Origin of the sequence: Citrobacter sp. RHB20-C16 (genome assembly GCF_013890155.1) — a bacterium.
Classification (GTDB): Bacteria; Pseudomonadota; Gammaproteobacteria; order Enterobacterales; family Enterobacteriaceae; genus Citrobacter_A; species Citrobacter_A amalonaticus.
Map to the genome: position 1 here is coordinate 3,446,844 of NZ_CP057630.1, position 18,769 is coordinate 3,465,612.

The window sequence follows — 18,769 nt, forward strand, 5'->3', positions numbered from 1 at the left end:
AAACGTGAAACTTTATTTTCTGCTTCAGAAATTTATTGTGTATCCATCGCGGGAATGACAACAAAAGGGACTGAGCATGAGCGGAAAACCGGCGGCGCGTCAGGGCGACATGACGCAGACGGGCGGTAGCATTGTTCAGGGCTCTGCGGGTGTGATGATTGGCGCCCCCACCGGTGTGGCCTGTTCGGTCTGCCCTGGGGGCATGACTTCCGGTAATCCAGTCAACCCGTTGCTGGGTGCAAAGGTGCTGCCCGGCGAAACCGATTTCGCCCTGCCGGGTCCGTTGCCGTTTGTGCTCTCCAGAACCTACAACAGCTACCGGACGAAAACGCCTGCACCGGTGGGTATTTTTGGCCCCGGCTGGAAAGCGCCCTTCGATATCCGCTTACAAATCCACGATAACGAACTGATAATTAACGATAACGGCGGCAGAAGCATCCACTTTGAGCCGCTGTTTCCCGGTGAAACGGCCTTCAGCCGCAGCGAATCGCTCTGGCTGGCGCGGGGCGGCGTGCCGGCGCTGCATGAAAGCAATCCGCTGCACACACTGTGGCAGTCGTTGCCGGAAGACATTCGCACCAGTCCACACGTGTATCTGGCAACCAGCAGCGTTCAGGGACCGTGGTGGATCCTGGGCTGGTCTGCGCGCGTACCGGGAGCGGAGGAACCCTTACCTGCCCCGCTGCCGCCGTACCGGACGCTGACGGCTCTGGTGGACAATTTAGGGCGGAGAATGGTCTTCCATCGTGCCGCTACCGGTGATGCAGCCGGGAATATCCCCGCCGTGACGGACGGTGCAGGCCGCCGCTTCCGGCTGGTGCTGACCACGCAGGCGCAGCGGGCCGCACAGTACCGGAAGCAGGTAACCGCCAGTGGCACAAAACCCCTTCCCTTCCCGGATGCTCTGCCCGCCACCGCGTACGGCACGGACAACGGCCTTCGTCTGGCAGAAGTATGGCTGATCCACGACCCGGAATACCCGGACACTCTGCCCGCCGCGCCGCTGGCGCGATACGACTATTCCCCGCGTGGCGAACTGGCAACGGTATACGACCGCAGCGGCACGGCAGTACGCCATTTTACGTATGACCCGCCGCATCCGGGAAGCATGGTGGCACACCGTTATGCGGGCAGACCAGAGATACGCTATCGCTATGACATCGCCGGGCGGGTAACGGAACAGCGTAACCCGGAAGGCTTAAGCTATACCTACTCGTATGAACAGAACCGCGTCATTATCACCGACAGCCTGAACCGCCGGGAGGTGCTTTACACCGAAGGCGAAGGCGGGCTGAAGCGGGTAGTGAAACAGGAACGCTCCGATGGCAGCGCCATTCACAGTGAATACGACCCGGCAGGGAGACTTATTGCACAGACCGATGCGGCGGGCCGTAAGACGGAATACCGCCTGAGTCCCGGCTCCGGCCAGTTAAAAGAAATCGTCGCGCCAGACGGCAGGCGTACTGAATTTTATTACAACAGCCAGCGCCAGTTGACGGACACCGTATACCCGGACGGCCTGCAAAGCCGGCAGGAATACGACATTCAGGGCAGACTCATCGCCGACACCCTGCGCGACGGCAGCACCACCCGCTGGTTTTATGACAACCCGCACAGCGAATACCCGTCCGCCAGCGAAGATGCCACCGGCAGCCGGAAACAGATGACGTGGAGCCGCTACGGGCAGTTGCTGAGCTTCACCGACTGCTCAGGCTACCAGACCCGTTACGAATATGACCGCTTCGGTCAGGTCACTGCCCTTCATCAGGAAGAAGGCCTCAGCCAGTACCGTGCTTACGATGACCGGGGCAGACTGGTCAGCCAGAAAAATGCACAGGGCCACGAAACCCGCTATGAGTACAGCATCGCGGGCGACCTGATGGTCGTGCTCCACCCGGACGGCAGCAGGCAGACCACAGAGTATGATGCCGCTGGACACCCGGTGAGCACCACCACTGGCGGCCTGACCCGGCAGATGGCATACGACGCCGCAGGCCGTGTGACGCAACTGACCAACGAAAACGGCAGCCACACCACCTTCGCTTATGATGTGCTGGACAGGCTGGTGCAGGAAACGGGCTTTGACGGCAGGACGCAGCGTTATCAGTACGGTATTACCGGGCAGCTTATCCGCAGTGAGGACGAAAGCCTCATCACCCTGTGGCATTACGATGCGTCAGACCGGCTGACATACCGAACGGTGAATGACGAAGAGGCAGAACGCTGGCAGTACAACGAGCGTGGCTGGCTGGCCGAAGTCAGCCATCTCAGCGACGGCCACCGCGTCGCCGTGCAGTATGAGTACGATAAACAGGGACGGATGAACCTTGAACGCCAGACGGTGCAGCATCCCGAAACGGGAGAGCTGCTGTGGCAGCACGCCACCCGGCACGATTACAGCGCCAAGGGACTGCCGGACCGCGTGACACCGGACGCCCTTCCCCCGGTGGCGTGGCTCACGTATGGCAGCGGGTATCTGGCCGGCATGAAGCTCGGCGACACGCCGCTGGTTGAGTTCACCCGCGACCGCCTGCACCGGGAAACGCAGCGCCGCTTCGGCGAATACGACCTGACCACGGCATACACGCCGGGCGGTCAGCTACAGAGCCATCACCTCAGCATTCTTCAGCTTAACCGCGACTACACCTGGAACAGCGGCGGGCAGCTTGTTCACATCCGCGGGCAGCATGAGCAGCGGGATTATCAGTACGGCGACGCCGGAAGGTTGCTCTGTACACATATCACATCGCCCCACCACGACCTGGCGCAGTGGACGTTCACCGACCCGGCGGGCAACCGGACAGCGCAGCAGGATAAATACCCGATGCTGCCGGAACGCTTCCCGGATAACCACATCACCCAGGATGTGGAGAACTTTTATCATTATGACGAACACGGCAGGCTGACAGAGAAAGACGAGCGCCGGATACGCCCGCACGGCAGCGTCGTGCATCATTACCGCTATGATAACCAGCACCGGCTGACGCACTACCGCCGGATGCAACAGGGCAACGTGCTGACGGAAAGTCGTTATCTTTACGACCCGCCGGGCCGCCGCATCAGCAAACGGGTGTGGGCATGTACGGTTTTTCACGATGGCTCGTGTTCACAGCCGGCGCTACAGGAAACCGTGTGGTACGCCTGGGATGGCAACCGGCTGACCACCACGCAGACGGACGAAACCCGCATTCAGACTGTGTACCTGCCTGGGAGCTTCACGCCGCTCATCCGTATTGAAACGGCAACCGGAGAACTGACCAGAGCCACCCGCCGCACGCTGGCCGAGAAATTTCAGCAGGAAGCAAACGTGACCTTCCCGCCGGAACTGGTGGCGATGGTGGATAATCTGGAAGCGGAACTACGGCGCGGGGAACTCAGCGAAGCCAGCCGGACGTGGCTGGCACAGTGCGGCCTGACGCCGGAACAGATGAAAAATCAGCTGGAGCCGGAATACACGCCGGAACGCAAAATCCACCTGTACCACTGCGACCACCGGGGCCTGCCGCTGGCACTGATTGACGTTAACGGGGCCATTGCGTGGCGCGCAGAGTTTGATGAATGGGGGAATGTGCTGCAGGAAGATAACCCGCATAACCTGGAACAGCTCATCCGTCTGCCGGGGCAGCAGTGGGATAAAGAGACCGGACTGTACTATAACCGACACCGGTACTACGACCCTGCACAGGGAAGGTATATCACGCAGGATCCGATAGGGTTGATGGGGGGATTAAATCCTTACCAGTATCCACTCAATCCGGTACAGTTTATTGATCCTTTAGGTCTAAAAGACGTAGTTGCTGTTGTTTGGGGACGTAGGGTTTTGGATAAATCTGTTGGCCATGTTTTTTTGGGGGATTCAAATAGTAATGTGTATATGAGTAGCTTCCCAACACCTCATGGGATGCATGGAGTAAATACAACCAAAAATTGGGTTAATACCCAAGTAGCCGAAGGACGAACACCTGATGGTATTTATCTTATCTCTGTTCCGGATGATGATTCTTTTGATAAAGCAGCAAAAGATGAGCGAGATAAAGATTCTTGGGATTGGTATTCAAATAATGCAAATGAAACAAATTGCACTGTTCAGGCATATAAGACTTTAAAAGCCGGAGGGGTGAAATTATCCACCCCATGGGTGGCCCCATGGTCTCCAAATGATTTTTTGGATGAAATGAATAATTTATCTAAACAAAAAAATAGTGGGGTAACTAAAATTCCAATGCAATGGTGGGCAATGTATCCTGAATAGATGCTCCTGGCTTCTTATTTTTATGGGGATATATACATGCCCATTATTTTAATTTTTTTTGAGGATTGCATTTTGGAAAACGCACTCAAAGTATTGCCAGTGACTTTTGTGTTAATATATACAGTCGCGTTTTTATTGTTATTTGATTTTTCACAGTCATATGAATCGATTTGGATTATTGCGATCATAAACATTCCCTTATCAAGTGTGTTTTACAGTATAATTGGCATTTTTCACATCTCAAGGAATATAATTTTTGATATTGCATTTTTATATATTATAGGGTGCATTCAATATAGTATTATTGGATATATATTTTCTAAAATAATCTATATTTTGGTGATTTTTATAAAAAATAATAAGTGATGATATTTTCATATAATCAGTATTAGAGCCTATACCAGTAGGCGTAATTGTTGAAGCCTGTTTGAGGCCGGACAGCACGCAAAAACCGAAGCTACACGTAGTACTTGAGGAGCTAGAAGGAGGCTAAACGCTTACAGATATCCTTTAGACACAATGAATAATATAGATCCGATGGGATTAAAAACCTGTATCTTAGTAACAAAAGGATGAATGTCATTGCTGCTAGGATTCAGAGACCATGCGTCGTTATTTATTGAAAGAGCTTATATTGATAACGGACAGTATGAGCCTGTAATATATGAACCTTCTGGTTCATATGCAAGATCAATTGATACAGGGTACGGGGAACAGTTATTTCATGACAATGCGTCATTTGAGATATATAAAGATTTCTATAGAAAACATGATAATTCTACTGTCGATATTACCTGCAACTATGAAACTACTGCTGAGGCAGAAATGAATTTCTATAAAAAAGTTATGGAGTTAGGTGATAGGTCTGGTCCTGCATGCGCCACAACAATATCTACTATTCTTGAAGGTTCTCCTTTTTTCCTCGTGTTACAGGGGGAACTTTTTTCCCAGGGGATTTATTTAGAAATGCAGGCATAGACTATTCAAAAGCTGGAGTGAAGTGATAATAATTTTACTTACAGGGGTGACCTGATGTTAAAAACCAAACAATGTATATATTTATATATAAATTCCATTATATGCTGTATTCTTCAATGCTATATATTGGCAGGAACACATAAAGTCGGTAGAGAAAACTGGCCTTATGTCTTTGCTTCAAGCTTAATATCATTTTTGATTATCAATTCCATTTATGGAAATGTAAATGGAAAAATTTTTAGGATCACTCTTCTAACGGTTATGTTTTCTATTCCATTCATAGTTTATACATTAATAGAATGGCTTTATTTTCCTGCATCATTATTAAACACTATCAATGACAATGCTGCTTTCTATTTCTGCTCGGTAACTTTCTTATCAGGCGGTTGGATACTTTCAATCGCCTTGATTCTAAATTCCAAATATAGAGAAAAGTTAGATAAGTATTCTAGCCATAAGAATTAGATTAAGAATGAATTACAGTCTTAACATAAGACCTCTCAAGAGATAATGGCAAACCAGATTAAGTTATAATTTGCTATCACCATAACTTGCAGCGCCCACCGGGGCCTGCCGCTGGCACTGATTGACGTTCACGGGGCCATTGCGTGGCGCGCAGAGTTTGATGAATGGGGGAATATCCTACGGGAAGATAACCCGCATAACCTGGAACAGCTTATTCGTTTGCCGGGACAGCAGTATGACGAGGAGACAGGGCTGTACTATAACCGGCACCGGTACTACGACCCGTTACAGGGAAGGTATATCACGCAGGACCCAATTGGGTTGATGGGGGGATAGAATCTTTATGAAGATGTTCTAAGGCCAATCCAAAAAATAGATCCCAAAGTTTATGCTCTTATGAGCAATTTTGAATCCGCGCGATAACACGCTTTATTGCAACGTTAAATTCATCCAGATTGATATAGTCAATCTCTTTGCCGACCACTATCGTTTCTGAAATATCCTGCATTGCCGGCCAACGTGTTTTATAGTCGGCATAAACCGCAATGACAGGAATATTGTATGCACTTGTCATATGTAATATGGACGTATCTGGCGTAATGGCCAGAAAGGCTCCGTTGATAACCGCAGCGGAACGCATTATGGATGGCGATAAAGACAGTCGATGCACATTTTCACACGACTGCGTTAATGATACTGCATTATCGATCCCCTTCGGCCCATGGACAATGATAATCGGCAGTTCAATCTCTTGTTTGATAATCGCGATGAGCTTTTCGGCAACTGCGTGTGAGAACGAGCGTTCCTGCGCACTGCCTTCTAAATTCAGGGCGATATACCGCCCTAACGTCGAGGTCTCACGGCGAACCTCTGTTAACACCACTTCGCTGAGTGGGAGTTCGAAAGCAGCCCTTACCGCAGGGAATCCCGCTTCCCTCATCAAAATTGCCCAGGTCATTGGCACTGGAGCACGAAGGACCTGATCCATTCTTGAAGCAATTTTACACACCGGGGAATAACACTTCATCATTAATCCAGCCGCCTGAAGATTCGTTTTTGCCCTTAATCCATTGATGAACACCATTGTTTTCAGGTTCTTCCGGCGCATGGCTTCGATGCAGATATCGGGAACTCCATATTCCCGTCTTATTTTTCTGGCGACCGCTTTTATTTCATTCAACGTGGCAGAGTCCTGCATCGTCATGCTTATTACGGTCAATTTTGTCTGTCGCATCGAAAGTGCCTCAAATACTGACTGATTAATCGTTGACGATACAATTAACACATGTTCTACATTATTCGATTCCAGCGCACGTATTACCGGAAAAATTGACATCGCATCCCCGATTTGGTCAGGGATATGAATAACCGCTAGCTTTATATTTGAATTATCAATATAAGAAGACTGATAATCACAAAAACGATAAAAAAAACCTCTTAAAATTGATTTCAAAGACATTTTCAGCAACCAGAATTTATGCGAGAGAACATTATTTCGATTTCATTCAGCCAGCGCAAGGAATTTAATGGCGTTTTAATCTGGAGGCAACGAGAAAGAAACAGATAGCGCACCGGTGACGATCTGCTTAATAATAATGTGGACAGGATACATAAAGAACGTTCTTACCCTGAGTCAGTCAGGGTAAGAACGGGACTTAAATCATCATGACAATGAATTACAGCGGCTGTGTTTGTGCTTCAACCACCGCCAGCGCGACCATATTAACGATTCGACGAACAGAGGCGATCGGCGTTAATACATGAACGGGTTTCGAGACCCCCATCAGTACCGGCCCAACAGTGACCCCTTCCGAACTGGAAACACGCAGCAGGTTGTAACTAATACGCGCCGCTTCCATATTCGGCATCACCAGAATATTGGCCGAGCCTTTCAGCGGGCTGTCCGGCATCCGGTCATTACGAATGCTTTCCACCAGCGCGGCATCACCATGCATTTCGCCGTCAATCATCAGGTCAGGCGCACGTGCTTTGATAATCTCCAGCGCGGCGCGCATTTTGCCGGCAGACGGACAGTTGGACGAACCAAAGTTAGAATGCGACAGCAGTGCCACTTTCGGTTCGATACCAAAGCGACGCACGGTTTCCGCCGCCATCACGGCGATTTCCGCCAGCTCTTCCGGCTCAGGATCGTCATTGACGTAGGTATCGGCAATAAAGGTGTTGCCGCTCGGCAGCAGTAACGCGTTCATCGCCCCGGCGGTATGGACGCCTTCACGGTAGCCAAACACCGCTTTCACCACGCTGAAGTGTTCATGGTAATCACCGATAGTGCCGCAGATCATCGCATCCGCTTCACCGCGCTGTACCATGATCGCCCCAATCACCGTGGTGTTGGCGATCACCGCACGCTGCGCCTGCTCCTGGGTAATGCCTCGACGCTTCATGATCTGGTAGTACTCGCTCCAGTACTCTTTAAAGCGCGGATCGGATTCATTGTTGACGATCTCAAAATCGACGCCTGCTTTGATCTGCAGCCCCAGTTTTTGAATGCGCATTTCGATTACGCCCGGACGGCCGATCAGGATCGGCTTCGCCAGACCCAGCGTGATCAGTTCTTGCGTTGCGTGCAGCACACGCGCCTCTTCCCCTTCCGGCAACACGACACGCTTCGGTGCTTTGCGTGCCTGCGAGAAAATCGGCTTCATGAACAGGTTAGTTTTGTAGACAAATTCCGTCAGCTTGTCGACATAAGCGTCAAAGTCGGCAATGGGACGCATTGCCACGCCGGAATCCATTGCTGCTTTGGCAACCGCTGGTGCGATTTTAACAATCAGACGCGGGTCGAACGGTTTTGGAATGATATATTCCGGGCCGAAGCTCAGATCCTGGTCGCCATAGGCCGAGGCCACGACTTCGCTTTGCTCGGCATGCGCCAGTTCGGCAATGGCATGGACCGCAGCCAGCTTCATCTCTTCGTTGATTGCCGTCGCGCCAACGTCCAGTGCGCCACGGAAAATGAACGGGAAGCACAGGACGTTGTTGACCTGGTTCGGGTAGTCGGAACGGCCGGTACAGATGATGGCGTCCGGACGCACCTCTTTTGCCAACGGCGGCAGAATTTCTGGTTCCGGGTTAGCCAGCGCCAGAATCATCGGCGCGCGGGCCATTTTCTTGACCATCTCCTGGGTCAGCACTTTCGGGCCTGAACACCCAAGGAAAATATCCGCGCCGTCAATAACGTCATCCAGCGTCCGTTTGCCGTCATCGTCTACCGCGTAGGCCGCTTTGGTTTCAGCCATATTCGGCTCGCGACCTTTGTAGATAACGCCCTTGGAGTCGCAGACCACAATGTTGTGCTTCTGCATTCCCAGCGCCACCAGCAGGTTCATACAAGCGATCGCCGCCGCGCCCGCGCCGGATACCACCATCCGCACGTCGGAGATATTTTTCTCTACCACCCGCAGGCCGTTAAGAATGGCGGCGGTACTGATGATCGCGGTGCCGTGCTGATCGTCATGGAACACCGGAATATTCATGCGTTCGCGCAGTTTCTGTTCGATGTAGAAACACTCCGGCGCTTTGATGTCTTCCAGGTTGATCCCGCCGAACGTCGGTTCCAGCGCGGCAACGACGTTAATAAATTTGTCCGGATCGAGCTCATCGACTTCGATATCGAACACATCAATACCGGCGAATTTCTTAAACAGAACGCCTTTGCCTTCCATGACCGGTTTACCGGCCAGCGCACCGATATTGCCTAAGCCCAGCACCGCCGTCCCGTTAGATATAACGGCAACCAGGTTGCCACGCGCGGTGTATTTATACGCAGCCAGCGGGTCTTTTTCGATTTCAAGACAAGGTGCCGCGACGCCCGGCGAGTAGGCCAGCGCCAGATCGCGCTGCGTGGCAAGGGGCTTGGTCGGAGAAACCTGGATTTTACCAGGTACCGGGAATTCGTGGAAATCAAGGGCGCTTTGCTTTAACTGGTCATCCATCTTGTTGTTCCTTTCACGTATCGTTCAAAAAAGTCACGCGCAGCCAGGTGCGTCGCACATTATCACCGCACTGCGGGACGCAAACTTTGAAGGTCCCCAAACTATCACGACTTAAATAAAGATTTCGTAATCAACTCATAACAACCATGTTACCTGCTTAAGCCAGCAATACCATGCCTGTCTGCTATGCTTTTTTGTGGTGCACATCATGAATTTCTCAGAAGTGTGATTTTAAGCACTCACCTAACACGTTACTTTTCAAGGAGTATTTCCTATGAACCAGTTAGACGGCATCAAACAATTCACCACTGTCGTGGCCGACAGCGGCGATATTGAGTCTATTCGTCATTACCAACCCCAGGATGCCACCACCAACCCTTCCCTGCTGCTGAAAGCCGCTGGCCTGGCGCACTACGCGCATCTGATTGACGATGCGATCCGCTGGGGAAAGCAGCGGGGTAAAACCCAGGAACAGCAGGTTGCCGAAGCCTGCGACAAACTGGCGGTCAATTTTGGTGCGGAAATTCTTAAAAGCATTCCGGGACGCGTGTCGACCGAAGTGGATGCCCGCCTCTCCTTCGATCAACAAAAGAGTATCGACAAGGCCCGCCACCTGGTGGATTTGTACCAGCAGCAGGGGATCGATAAATCCCGCATACTGATCAAACTGGCCTCCACATGGGAAGGTATTCGCGCGGCAGAAGCGTTAGAGAAAGAGGGAATTAACTGCAACCTGACGCTGCTGTTTTCCTTTGCTCAGGCCCGCGCCTGCGCTGAAGCGGGCGTCTTTTTGATCTCTCCGTTTGTCGGGCGCATCTATGACTGGTATCAGGCGCGCAGCCCGATGGACCCGTACGTTGTCGAGCAAGATCCCGGCGTGAAGTCGGTGCGCAATATCTACGATTACTTCAAACAGCATCGTTATGACACCATCGTCATGGGCGCCAGTTTTCGCCGCACTGAGCAGATCCTCGCGCTGGCCGGCTGCGATCGCCTGACGATTGCCCCCAATCTCCTGAAAGAATTACAGGAAAAAGAAGAACCGGTCGTGCGCAAGCTGGTGCCGTCTTCGCAAACCTTCCATCGTCCCGCCCCCATGAGCGAAGCTGAATTCCGCTGGGAGCATAACCAGGATGCGATGGCGGTAGAGAAACTCTCTGACGGTATCCGTCTGTTCGCCGTTGACCAACGCAAACTGGAAGACCTGCTTGCGGCCAAACTCTAAACCTTGCCACGGAGTGTTCTATGTCCCGTAAAGACCTTGCCAATGCCATTCGTGCGCTCAGTATGGACGCTGTTCAGAAAGCCAATTCCGGTCACCCCGGCGCGCCGATGGGAATGGCGGATATCGCCGAAGTGCTGTGGAACGATTTTCTTAAGCACAACCCGACCGATCCAACCTGGTACGATCGCGATCGTTTTATTCTTTCGAACGGTCACGCTTCTATGCTGCTCTATAGCCTGCTGCATCTGTCAGGCTATGACCTGCCGCTTGAAGAGTTGAAAAACTTCCGCCAGTTGCATTCCAGAACGCCAGGCCACCCGGAAATCGGCTATACGCCAGGCGTGGAAACCACCACCGGGCCGCTGGGCCAGGGGCTGGCGAACGCCGTCGGTTTAGCCATTGCCGAACGCACGCTGGCGGCACAGTTTAACCAGCCGGACCACGAGATTGTCGATCACTTCACGTATGTGTTTATGGGTGACGGCTGCCTGATGGAAGGCATTTCGCATGAGGTCTGTTCGCTGGCGGGAACGCTGGGGCTGGGCAAGCTGATCGGTTTTTACGATCACAACGGTATCTCCATTGATGGTGAAACCGACGGCTGGTTTACCGATGATACCGCCAAACGCTTTGAGGCCTACCACTGGCATGTCGTCCACGAGATTGATGGCCACGACCCGGAAGCGGTGAAGAGAGCGATTCAGGAAGCGCAGAGCGTGAAGGACAAACCGTCGCTGATTATCTGCCGCACGGTGATCGGCTTTGGCTCACCGAACAAAGCAGGGAAAGAGGAATCCCACGGCGCGGCGCTGGGCGAAGAAGAAGTGGCGCTGACCCGCCAAAAACTCGGCTGGCACCATCCGGCATTTGAGATCCCGAAAGAGATTTATCGCGCCTGGGACGCCCGCGAAAAAGGCGAGAAAGCGCAACAGCACTGGAACGAAAAATTCGCCGCTTACCAGAAAGCGCACCCGCAACTGGCCGCAGAGTTCACGCGCCGCATGACCGGCGGTCTGCCAGAGGCGTGGGAAAAAACCACACAGAAATACATCAACGAGTTACAGGCGAACCCCGCCAAAATCGCCACCCGCAAGGCATCGCAAAATACTCTCAACGTCTACGGCCCACTTCTGCCGGAGCTGTTAGGCGGTTCGGCGGATCTGGCGCCAAGCAACCTGACAATCTGGAAAGGTTCCACCTCACTAAAAGAGGATCTGGCGGGCAATTACATTCACTATGGCGTGCGTGAATTTGGTATGACCGCCATCGCCAACGGCATCGCCCATCACGGCGGATTCGTGCCCTATACCGCCACCTTCCTGATGTTCGTTGAATATGCGCGTAATGCCGCGCGCATGGCGGCACTGATGAAAGCGCGACAAATCATGGTGTATACCCATGACTCCATCGGCCTGGGGGAGGATGGTCCGACCCACCAGGCAGTGGAACAACTGGCCAGCCTGCGTCTGACGCCCAATTTCAGCACCTGGCGTCCGTGCGATCAGGTTGAAGCTGCAGTGGGCTGGAAGCTGGCGGTCGAGCGCCATGATGGTCCCACGGCGCTGATCCTGTCACGACAGAACCTGGCACAGGTTGAACGCACGCCGGAGCAGGTGAAAGCGATCGCCCGCGGTGGCTACGTGCTGAAAGACAGCGGCGGCAAACCGGATATCATTCTGATTGCCACCGGGTCAGAAATGGAGATTACCCTGCAGGCCGCGGAGAAACTGACCGGCGAAGGGCGTAACGTCCGCGTGGTATCGCTGCCCTCAACGGATATTTTCGATGCCCAGGACGAGGCATACCGCGAGTCGGTGCTGCCATCGAACGTCAGCGCGCGCGTCGCGGTCGAAGCCGGTATTGCCGATTACTGGTACAAATATGTGGGCTTAAAAGGGGCGATTGTCGGGATGACCGGCTACGGTGAATCCGCGCCAGCAGAGAAGCTGTTCCCTTACTTCGGCTTTACGGTGGAGAACATTGTGGAGAAAGCACACAAGGTTTTGAACGCCTGATGTCTGCAACGCCGGATGACGACTGCGTCGTCATCCGATAAAAAATCAACGCGTGATCCACAGCGTGGGCCAGGCATCTGGCCCATGCCAGCCATCACAGCTCGGCTCTTCGGCATAACGCACCAGACGAAAACGCTGACCGTCAAAACGCCAGCGAGTCTGGATGCCGCAGTCCGTTAATCCCCGCCCTTTTGCCAGGGTAACCAGTTCACGCGACTTCTCATCAAACACGGCGTTCATTAACTCCATGTCATTACTTTCCGCGCCGCTGTTAAACGGTAAACGTAGCCGTACGGCGTGTGAGGCCAGTGGTTTTTTCCGCGACACGATCCACGCCAGATCGATGGTGTTGTACGCTCCGGCTTCGCAGGCGATCATCAACAGGGCTTTGTCATCGGTAAGGGCGGTCACCCGCACCTCACGGCGTGAAGGATCGAGTGAACACTTAATGCCGTTTATTCGCCAGTTGCCGTAATCAAGAAGGTCGTTGCGTTCGTCGAGGGAGAGCGGTGTGGGTGTTGGGTTAACGACGGCTACGCCTTTCAGCGCCGGTGCCGGTGGCACGCTCAGTGGAGGATCGTCCCCTTTTTCAATCCACGCCGTTTCGCTGCCCACCCGCTTCTGCTGCGCGTCGATGAACAACAGCGCCGCTTTCAGCCCGGCCAGCGAAATGGTTTGATTGCCCTTTTGCAGGGTAATCGCCTTCCCGTCCTGAATCGTCAGCAGAAATTCAGCGATAGTCGCCGGGTCGTCTGTCATCAGGTGCCACGGCGTCATTCTCCAGTGATCTGGGCTCAGCGCCAACGGTTTGCCATCCAGCAACAGGCGTGGCGCGATATCCGCTTCGTTGGTGGGCGCGGTCAATCCGCCAAGATCGAGGCGCAAGACGGCATCGGTATGCGCCCCGGCACTGCGGCTCAGCGTCATCACCAGCCCGCCATGTTCACCGGTGTTACGCGCGACGCAAAAATTCTGGTTATTACAGGTTACCTGCCAGTCAGAAAAGGCCTGTTGCGCGGGCGCGGCCCACAGCAAGCGGGCCGGAATCAGGCCGAGCAGGAAAAGGAAAATAACGCGATAGCGCATGGACGGTAATAACCCCAGAAGTCAAACGAACAACACAGGTCGTATCTTCGTTGTGCTGTTGACCATGCTCAATCGGATTTGTCGGATAGATTCAATCATTCGTAAAGAAATATAAACCTTATTTATCAATCCATTAAATGTGAGGATTGTAAATAGTTGAGCAATAACACGGTCTTACCGTCTCGTATTTCACCGGTTTTAATCATCTCCAGTGCCTGAGTAAACGGTAATTCCAGCACGTCGATGTCTTCATCTTCGACACCACCCCCCGCGTTAGCACGCTGGCTTTCGCTGTATTCGGCGATAAAAAAGTGAATCAGCTCCGTCACACCGCCGGGAGACATGTACAGCTCAAAGAGCTTGCGCACCTCACCTACTTCATAGCCTGTCTCTTCAATGGCCTCTTTGCGAATGCAGGCTTCCGGCTCGTCGTTGTCCAGTAACCCGGCGCAGGTTTCAATCAACTGCCCGCTTTCGTTACCGTTCACCCACGTCGCTACGCGGAACTGACGAATCAGCACCACCGTCTTTTTCTCTGCGTTATACAGCAGGATCGTTGCCCCATTGCCGCGATCGTACACTTCACGTTTGTGGCGGATGACATCGCCGTTCGAGCGGGTCAGATCGTAGGTAATATTGCGCAGGATGAAATAGTTATCAGAAAGGACTTTGTCTTTAACGAGGGTGATTTTTTGCGACATATCGACTCCACAGCGTAAGAAGAGAAATTATACTACGCCGTGAAGCCGGATTTGTCTGTGTAAGATAAGGCTGATTTATGCCGGACAGAGGTGAATTGTAGACCTGATAAGCGCAGCGCTATCAAGCCTGATGTCGGTTACGCCTTATCCGGCCTACGGGATAGTCAAACGTTTACCGCCCCAGCCAGTCGATGATCCCCTGCGCCGCATGGCGCCCTTCCGCCATCGCGGTGACCACCAGATCGGCGCCGCGAACAGCATCGCCGCCGGCAAAAATTTTCGGGTTACTAGTCTGGTAACGGTATGCACTCTCCACGTTTGCCGCGATGCGCCCCCAGCTGTCCACTTGCACTCCATGGCTCTCCAGCCACGGCATCCCGTGCGGATGGAAACCAAACGCCATGATCACAGCATCTGCCGGCATCACAAATTCACTGCCAGCAATCGGCACCGGACGGCGGCGTCCCTGGGCATCCGGCTCACCCAATTGCGTACGCAGAAAACGAATGCCGCAAACGCGCCCGTCCGCGCTCAGTTCCAGATCGACCGGCTGGACGTTGAACTCGAACTTCGCCCCTTCCTCACGCGCGTTTTTCACCTCTTTCTTCGAACCCGGCATGTTGGCTTCGTCACGGCGATAGGCGCAGGTGACCTGGCTTGCGCCATGACGCAGCGCGGTACGGACACAGTCCATCGCCGTGTCGCCACCGCCCAACACCACCACGTTAAGTCCGGCGGTGTTGATGTACGGCTCTTCAGGACATTCGTCCAGTCCCATCACCTGTTTAGTATTGGCGATCAGGAATGGCAGCGCGTCATAGACGCCCGGAGCCTCTTCGTTAGGCAGGTCGGCCTTCATCGAACGATAGGTTCCCACGCCGACAAATACGGCATCGTAATCCTCGAGCAGCGCCTCCATTTTCACATCCCTGCCCACTTCGCAGTTCAGCTCAAAATGGATCCCCATCGCGCTAAAAATTTCCCGACGACGCGCCAGCAGTGATTTATCCAGTTTGAAGGCCGGGATGCCAAAGGTCAGCAGTCCGCCGATTTCAGGATGACGATCAAAAACCGTGGCGCTGACACCGTGACGCGCCAGCACGTCGGCGCAGGCAAGCCCTGCCGGACCGGCGCCAATAATCGCCACACGCTTATCGACCTTCTGGACATGACTCAGATCCGGCCGCCAGCCGTTACCCAGCGCACGGTCAGAAATGTAGCGTTCAATGTTGCCGATCGTCACCGCGCCGTGCTCGTCGCGCACCGTACAGGCGCCCTCGCACAGTCGGTCTTGTGGACAAACGCGCCCGGTGATTTCCGGCAGACAATTCGTCTGGTGAGACAACTCCACTGCCGCATCAATATTTCCGGCTTTCACCAGTTCAATCCACTGAGGGATGTGGTTATGTAGCGGGCAGGTCCATTCGCAAATGCTGTGTTCACCACACTTCAGGCAGCGTGAGGCCTCCCGCTCCGCCTGAGCCGTGCGAAACGGCAGATAGATTTCATCAAAGCTGACTTTTCGCGCGTCGATAGCCAGTTTATCCGGCTCACCGCGCGCCGGCGTCGCGTGCATTTGCTCAATTTTGCTCATTGCGGGGAAAGCGGTCGCTGTGGCATCGGCATGCCACGGCTGATTCTCCTGCCGGGCAGTACGTAAACGTCGCGCTTTCGCCAGCCGGGTTAACGACCCTTCCGTCACCAGTTGCAGTGCGTCCGCAGGACAGTTCTCCACGCAGGCCGGCCCCTTTTCCCGCCCCTGACAGAGGTCGCATTTATGTGCTGTGGCTTTGACCTGATCGTTGGCGACGGGGGTCAGGACGATTTGCATGGTGCCAAACGGACAAGCCACCACGCAGGATTTACAGCCGATACACTTTTGCTGATTGACCTGCACGCTGTCGTTGACGTGGCTTATCGCTCCATTCGGACAACTGCGGGCGCAGGGAGCATCTTCGCAATGGTGGCAGGTCACTGCACTTCGCTGATGCTGATGCCTGATAACCGTGATCCGGGGCTGGTAGTGACGTTGGCTAAGGACGTGTTGCTCTTCATTGTGGGCCAAAACGCAAGCGACTTCACAGGCATGGCATCCCAGGCACTGTTGGCTGTTGGCCATAATAAAACGGTTCATGGCGACCTTCTTTTTTGGTTGTAAAAACCTTATTCTTTATATAAGTGTTGTTATTAACCGACTGACCACACGTCGGCAATGTTCATTTGCCCAGGAAGCACAACTATTTCTACAGAACCTGTGGCAGATCAATTTATTTCAGCCAGAGTGAAATTACGTTTCAGATCTGCGAGAGATTTTTACCGTAAGCACTTTTAAAGGAAATTACGCGTGTGATCGTCAAACGCCCCGTCTCGGCCAGCCTGGCCCGGGCCTTTTTTTACATTGTCCTGCTCTCGATTCTCTCAACCGGCGTGGCGTTACTGACGCTGGCCAGCAGCCTGCGGGATGCCGAAGCCATTAACGTGGCGGGTTCATTACGTATGCAGAGCTATCGTCTGGGGTACGATCTGCAAAGCCACAGCCCGCAATTAAACGCCCATCGTCTGCTCTTTCAACAGGCCCTCAACTCATCGGCGTTAAGCAATCTGAATGCCTGGTATGTGCCTCAGGCGGTGAAAGGTCGCTACGCGCAACTGCATGCCAACTGGCTGGAGATGAATGCCCGCCTGATTGATGGGGATCTGCAGTGGTATCAGAACAACATTAACGCCTACGTCGATAAGATCGATCTCTTCGTGCTGGCCTTGCAGCACTATGCCGAGCGCAAAGTGATGCTGGTGGTGGGGATCTCGCTGGCGGGCGGTATCGGGATTTTTACCCTCGTCTTTTTCACCCTGCGCCGTATTCGTCATCAGGTTGTGCGCCCGCTGAACCAACTGGTAATGGCCAGCCAGCGCATCGAACACGGTCAGTTTGATTCGCCGCCGCTGGATACGCACCTTCCCAACGAACTGGGGCTACTGGCGAAGACCTTTAATCAGATGTCGAGCGAGTTGCATAAGCTGTACCGCTCGCTGGAAGCGAAGGTCGAAGAAAAGACACACGATCTCCATGAAGCCAAGCGACGTCTGGAAGTGCTGTACCAGTGTTCTCAGGCGCTAAATACCAGTCAGATTGATGTGCACTGCTTCCGCCATATTTTGCAGATTGTCCGTGATAACGAAGCGGCACTATTTCTGGAGCTTACCGTCGGCGAAAACTGGCGTATCAGTGAAGGTGAAAAACAGGCCGACCTGCCGATGCAAATCCTGCCGGTGACCATGCAGGAGACGGTCTACGGCGAGCTGCACTGGCAAAGTCAGCATGTCGCCAGCGCGATCCCGCTGTTAAACAGCGTATCGACAATGCTGGGGCGCGGCCTGTACTTCAACCATGCGCAGAAACACTTCCAGCAACTGTTGCTGATGGAAGAACGCGCCACTATTGCCCGTGAACTGCATGACTCTCTGGCGCAGGTGCTCTCGTATCTGCGCATTCAGTTGACGCTGCTCAAACGCGCCATTCCTGAGGATAACGCCCCGGCGCAGGCCATTATGGATGACTTCTCGCGGGCGCTGAACGACGCCTATCGTCAACTGCGTGAACTGCTGACCACCTTCCGCCTGACCCTGCAACAGGCTGATTTACCTTCCGCACTGCATGAAATGCTCGAAGCGCTACAAGGACAAACTGCCGCTAAACTCACTCTGGACTGCCGGTTGCCGACGCTGGCGCTCGATGCGCAGATGCAGGTCCATCTGTTACAGATTATCCGGGAAGCGGTGCTCAACGCGATGAAGCACGCCAGTGCCAGTGAGATTGCCGTCAGCTGTGTGACAGCGCCGGATGGCAATCACACGGTGTATATTCGCGATAACGGCGTGGGCATTGGCGAACCTAAAGAACCGGCGGGGCATTACGGCCTGAACATTATGCGCGAGCGCGCGGAACGTCTTGGCGGCACGTTAAGTTTTTCGCAGCCTTCCGGCGGTGGGACGTTAGTGAGCATTAGCTTTCGCTCGACAGAATCAGAAGAGGATGCGAGTCATCTGGCATAAAATCGCACAAAACCGGACGTGAGCATGTGGGAAGCTGA

12 protein-coding genes are annotated in these 18,769 nt (G+C 53.5%); 7 read left to right on the top strand and 5 right to left on the bottom strand.

The annotated features are described in order from the left end of the window. Positions 1–109 precede the first annotated feature (109 nt). The 4 genes from HVX64_RS16605 (at position 110) to HVX64_RS16620 (ending at position 6,031) form a co-directional block, all read left to right on the top strand. A complete protein-coding gene (locus HVX64_RS16605; protein WP_346011000.1) occupies positions 110–4,252 on the top strand; it encodes an RHS element core protein in 4,143 nt (1,380 codons plus the stop codon). Between the two features lie 576 nt (positions 4,253–4,828). After that, positions 4,829–5,230: a hypothetical protein gene (locus tag HVX64_RS16610; protein ID WP_044256895.1), complete on the top strand. Its 402-nt coding sequence runs from the start codon at positions 4,829–4,831 to the stop codon at positions 5,228–5,230. 54 nt (positions 5,231–5,284) lie between these two features. Continuing rightward, entirely contained in the window at positions 5,285–5,695 is a 411-nt protein-coding gene (locus HVX64_RS16615; protein WP_156135243.1) for a hypothetical protein, read from the top strand. Positions 5,696–5,800: 105 nt separating this feature from the next. Then, positions 5,801–6,031 carry an RHS repeat-associated core domain-containing protein gene (locus tag HVX64_RS16620; RefSeq protein WP_256434246.1) on the top strand — a complete coding sequence of 77 codons (231 nt, stop codon included), beginning with the start codon at positions 5,801–5,803 and terminating at the stop codon, positions 6,029–6,031. 58 nt (positions 6,032–6,089) lie between these two features. Here the strand turns inward: HVX64_RS16620 and HVX64_RS16625 are convergent, their stop codons facing one another. After that, on the bottom strand, positions 6,090–7,154 hold the full coding sequence (locus HVX64_RS16625) for a glycosyltransferase family 9 protein (RefSeq protein WP_044256896.1): 1,065 nt from the start codon (positions 7,152–7,154) through the stop codon (positions 6,090–6,092). A gap of 217 nt (positions 7,155–7,371) precedes the next feature. Further along, entirely contained in the window at positions 7,372–9,651 is a 2,280-nt protein-coding gene (gene maeB / locus HVX64_RS16630; protein ID WP_044264854.1) for an NADP-dependent oxaloacetate-decarboxylating malate dehydrogenase, read from the bottom strand. A 274-nt stretch (positions 9,652–9,925) separates the two neighbouring features. Here maeB and tal point away from each other — a divergent pair, with 274 nt between their 5' ends. Both tal and tkt read left to right on the top strand, forming a co-directional pair. Beyond that, the gene (tal, locus tag HVX64_RS16635) at positions 9,926–10,876 is read left to right on the top strand and encodes a transaldolase (protein WP_044256900.1); all 951 of its coding nucleotides are present in this window, start codon (positions 9,926–9,928) and stop codon (positions 10,874–10,876) included. 20 nt (positions 10,877–10,896) lie between these two features. After that, entirely contained in the window at positions 10,897–12,891 is a 1,995-nt protein-coding gene (gene tkt / locus HVX64_RS16640; protein WP_044256901.1) for a transketolase, read from the top strand. A 45-nt stretch (positions 12,892–12,936) separates the two neighbouring features. Here tkt and HVX64_RS16645 read toward each other — a convergent pair whose 3' ends face one another. From HVX64_RS16645 to aegA, 3 genes are all read right to left on the bottom strand, one after another. Beyond that, positions 12,937–13,977, bottom strand: coding sequence for a DUF1176 domain-containing protein (locus HVX64_RS16645; protein WP_042999873.1), 1,041 nt, complete (start codon positions 13,975–13,977; stop codon positions 12,937–12,939). A 125-nt stretch (positions 13,978–14,102) separates the two neighbouring features. After that, positions 14,103–14,678 (bottom strand): GDP-mannose pyrophosphatase NudK, encoded by a 576-nt coding sequence (gene nudK / locus HVX64_RS16650; protein ID WP_044256903.1) that lies wholly within the window; start codon positions 14,676–14,678, stop codon positions 14,103–14,105. 172 nt (positions 14,679–14,850) lie between these two features. After that, entirely contained in the window at positions 14,851–16,812 is a 1,962-nt protein-coding gene (gene aegA / locus HVX64_RS16655; protein ID WP_044256905.1) for a formate-dependent uric acid utilization protein AegA, read from the bottom strand. 212 nt (positions 16,813–17,024) lie between these two features. Here aegA and narQ point away from each other — a divergent pair, with 212 nt between their 5' ends. After that, on the top strand, positions 17,025–18,731 hold the full coding sequence (gene narQ / locus HVX64_RS16660) for a nitrate/nitrite two-component system sensor histidine kinase NarQ (RefSeq protein WP_044256907.1): 1,707 nt from the start codon (positions 17,025–17,027) through the stop codon (positions 18,729–18,731). The last annotated feature ends 38 nt before the right edge of the window (positions 18,732–18,769 follow it).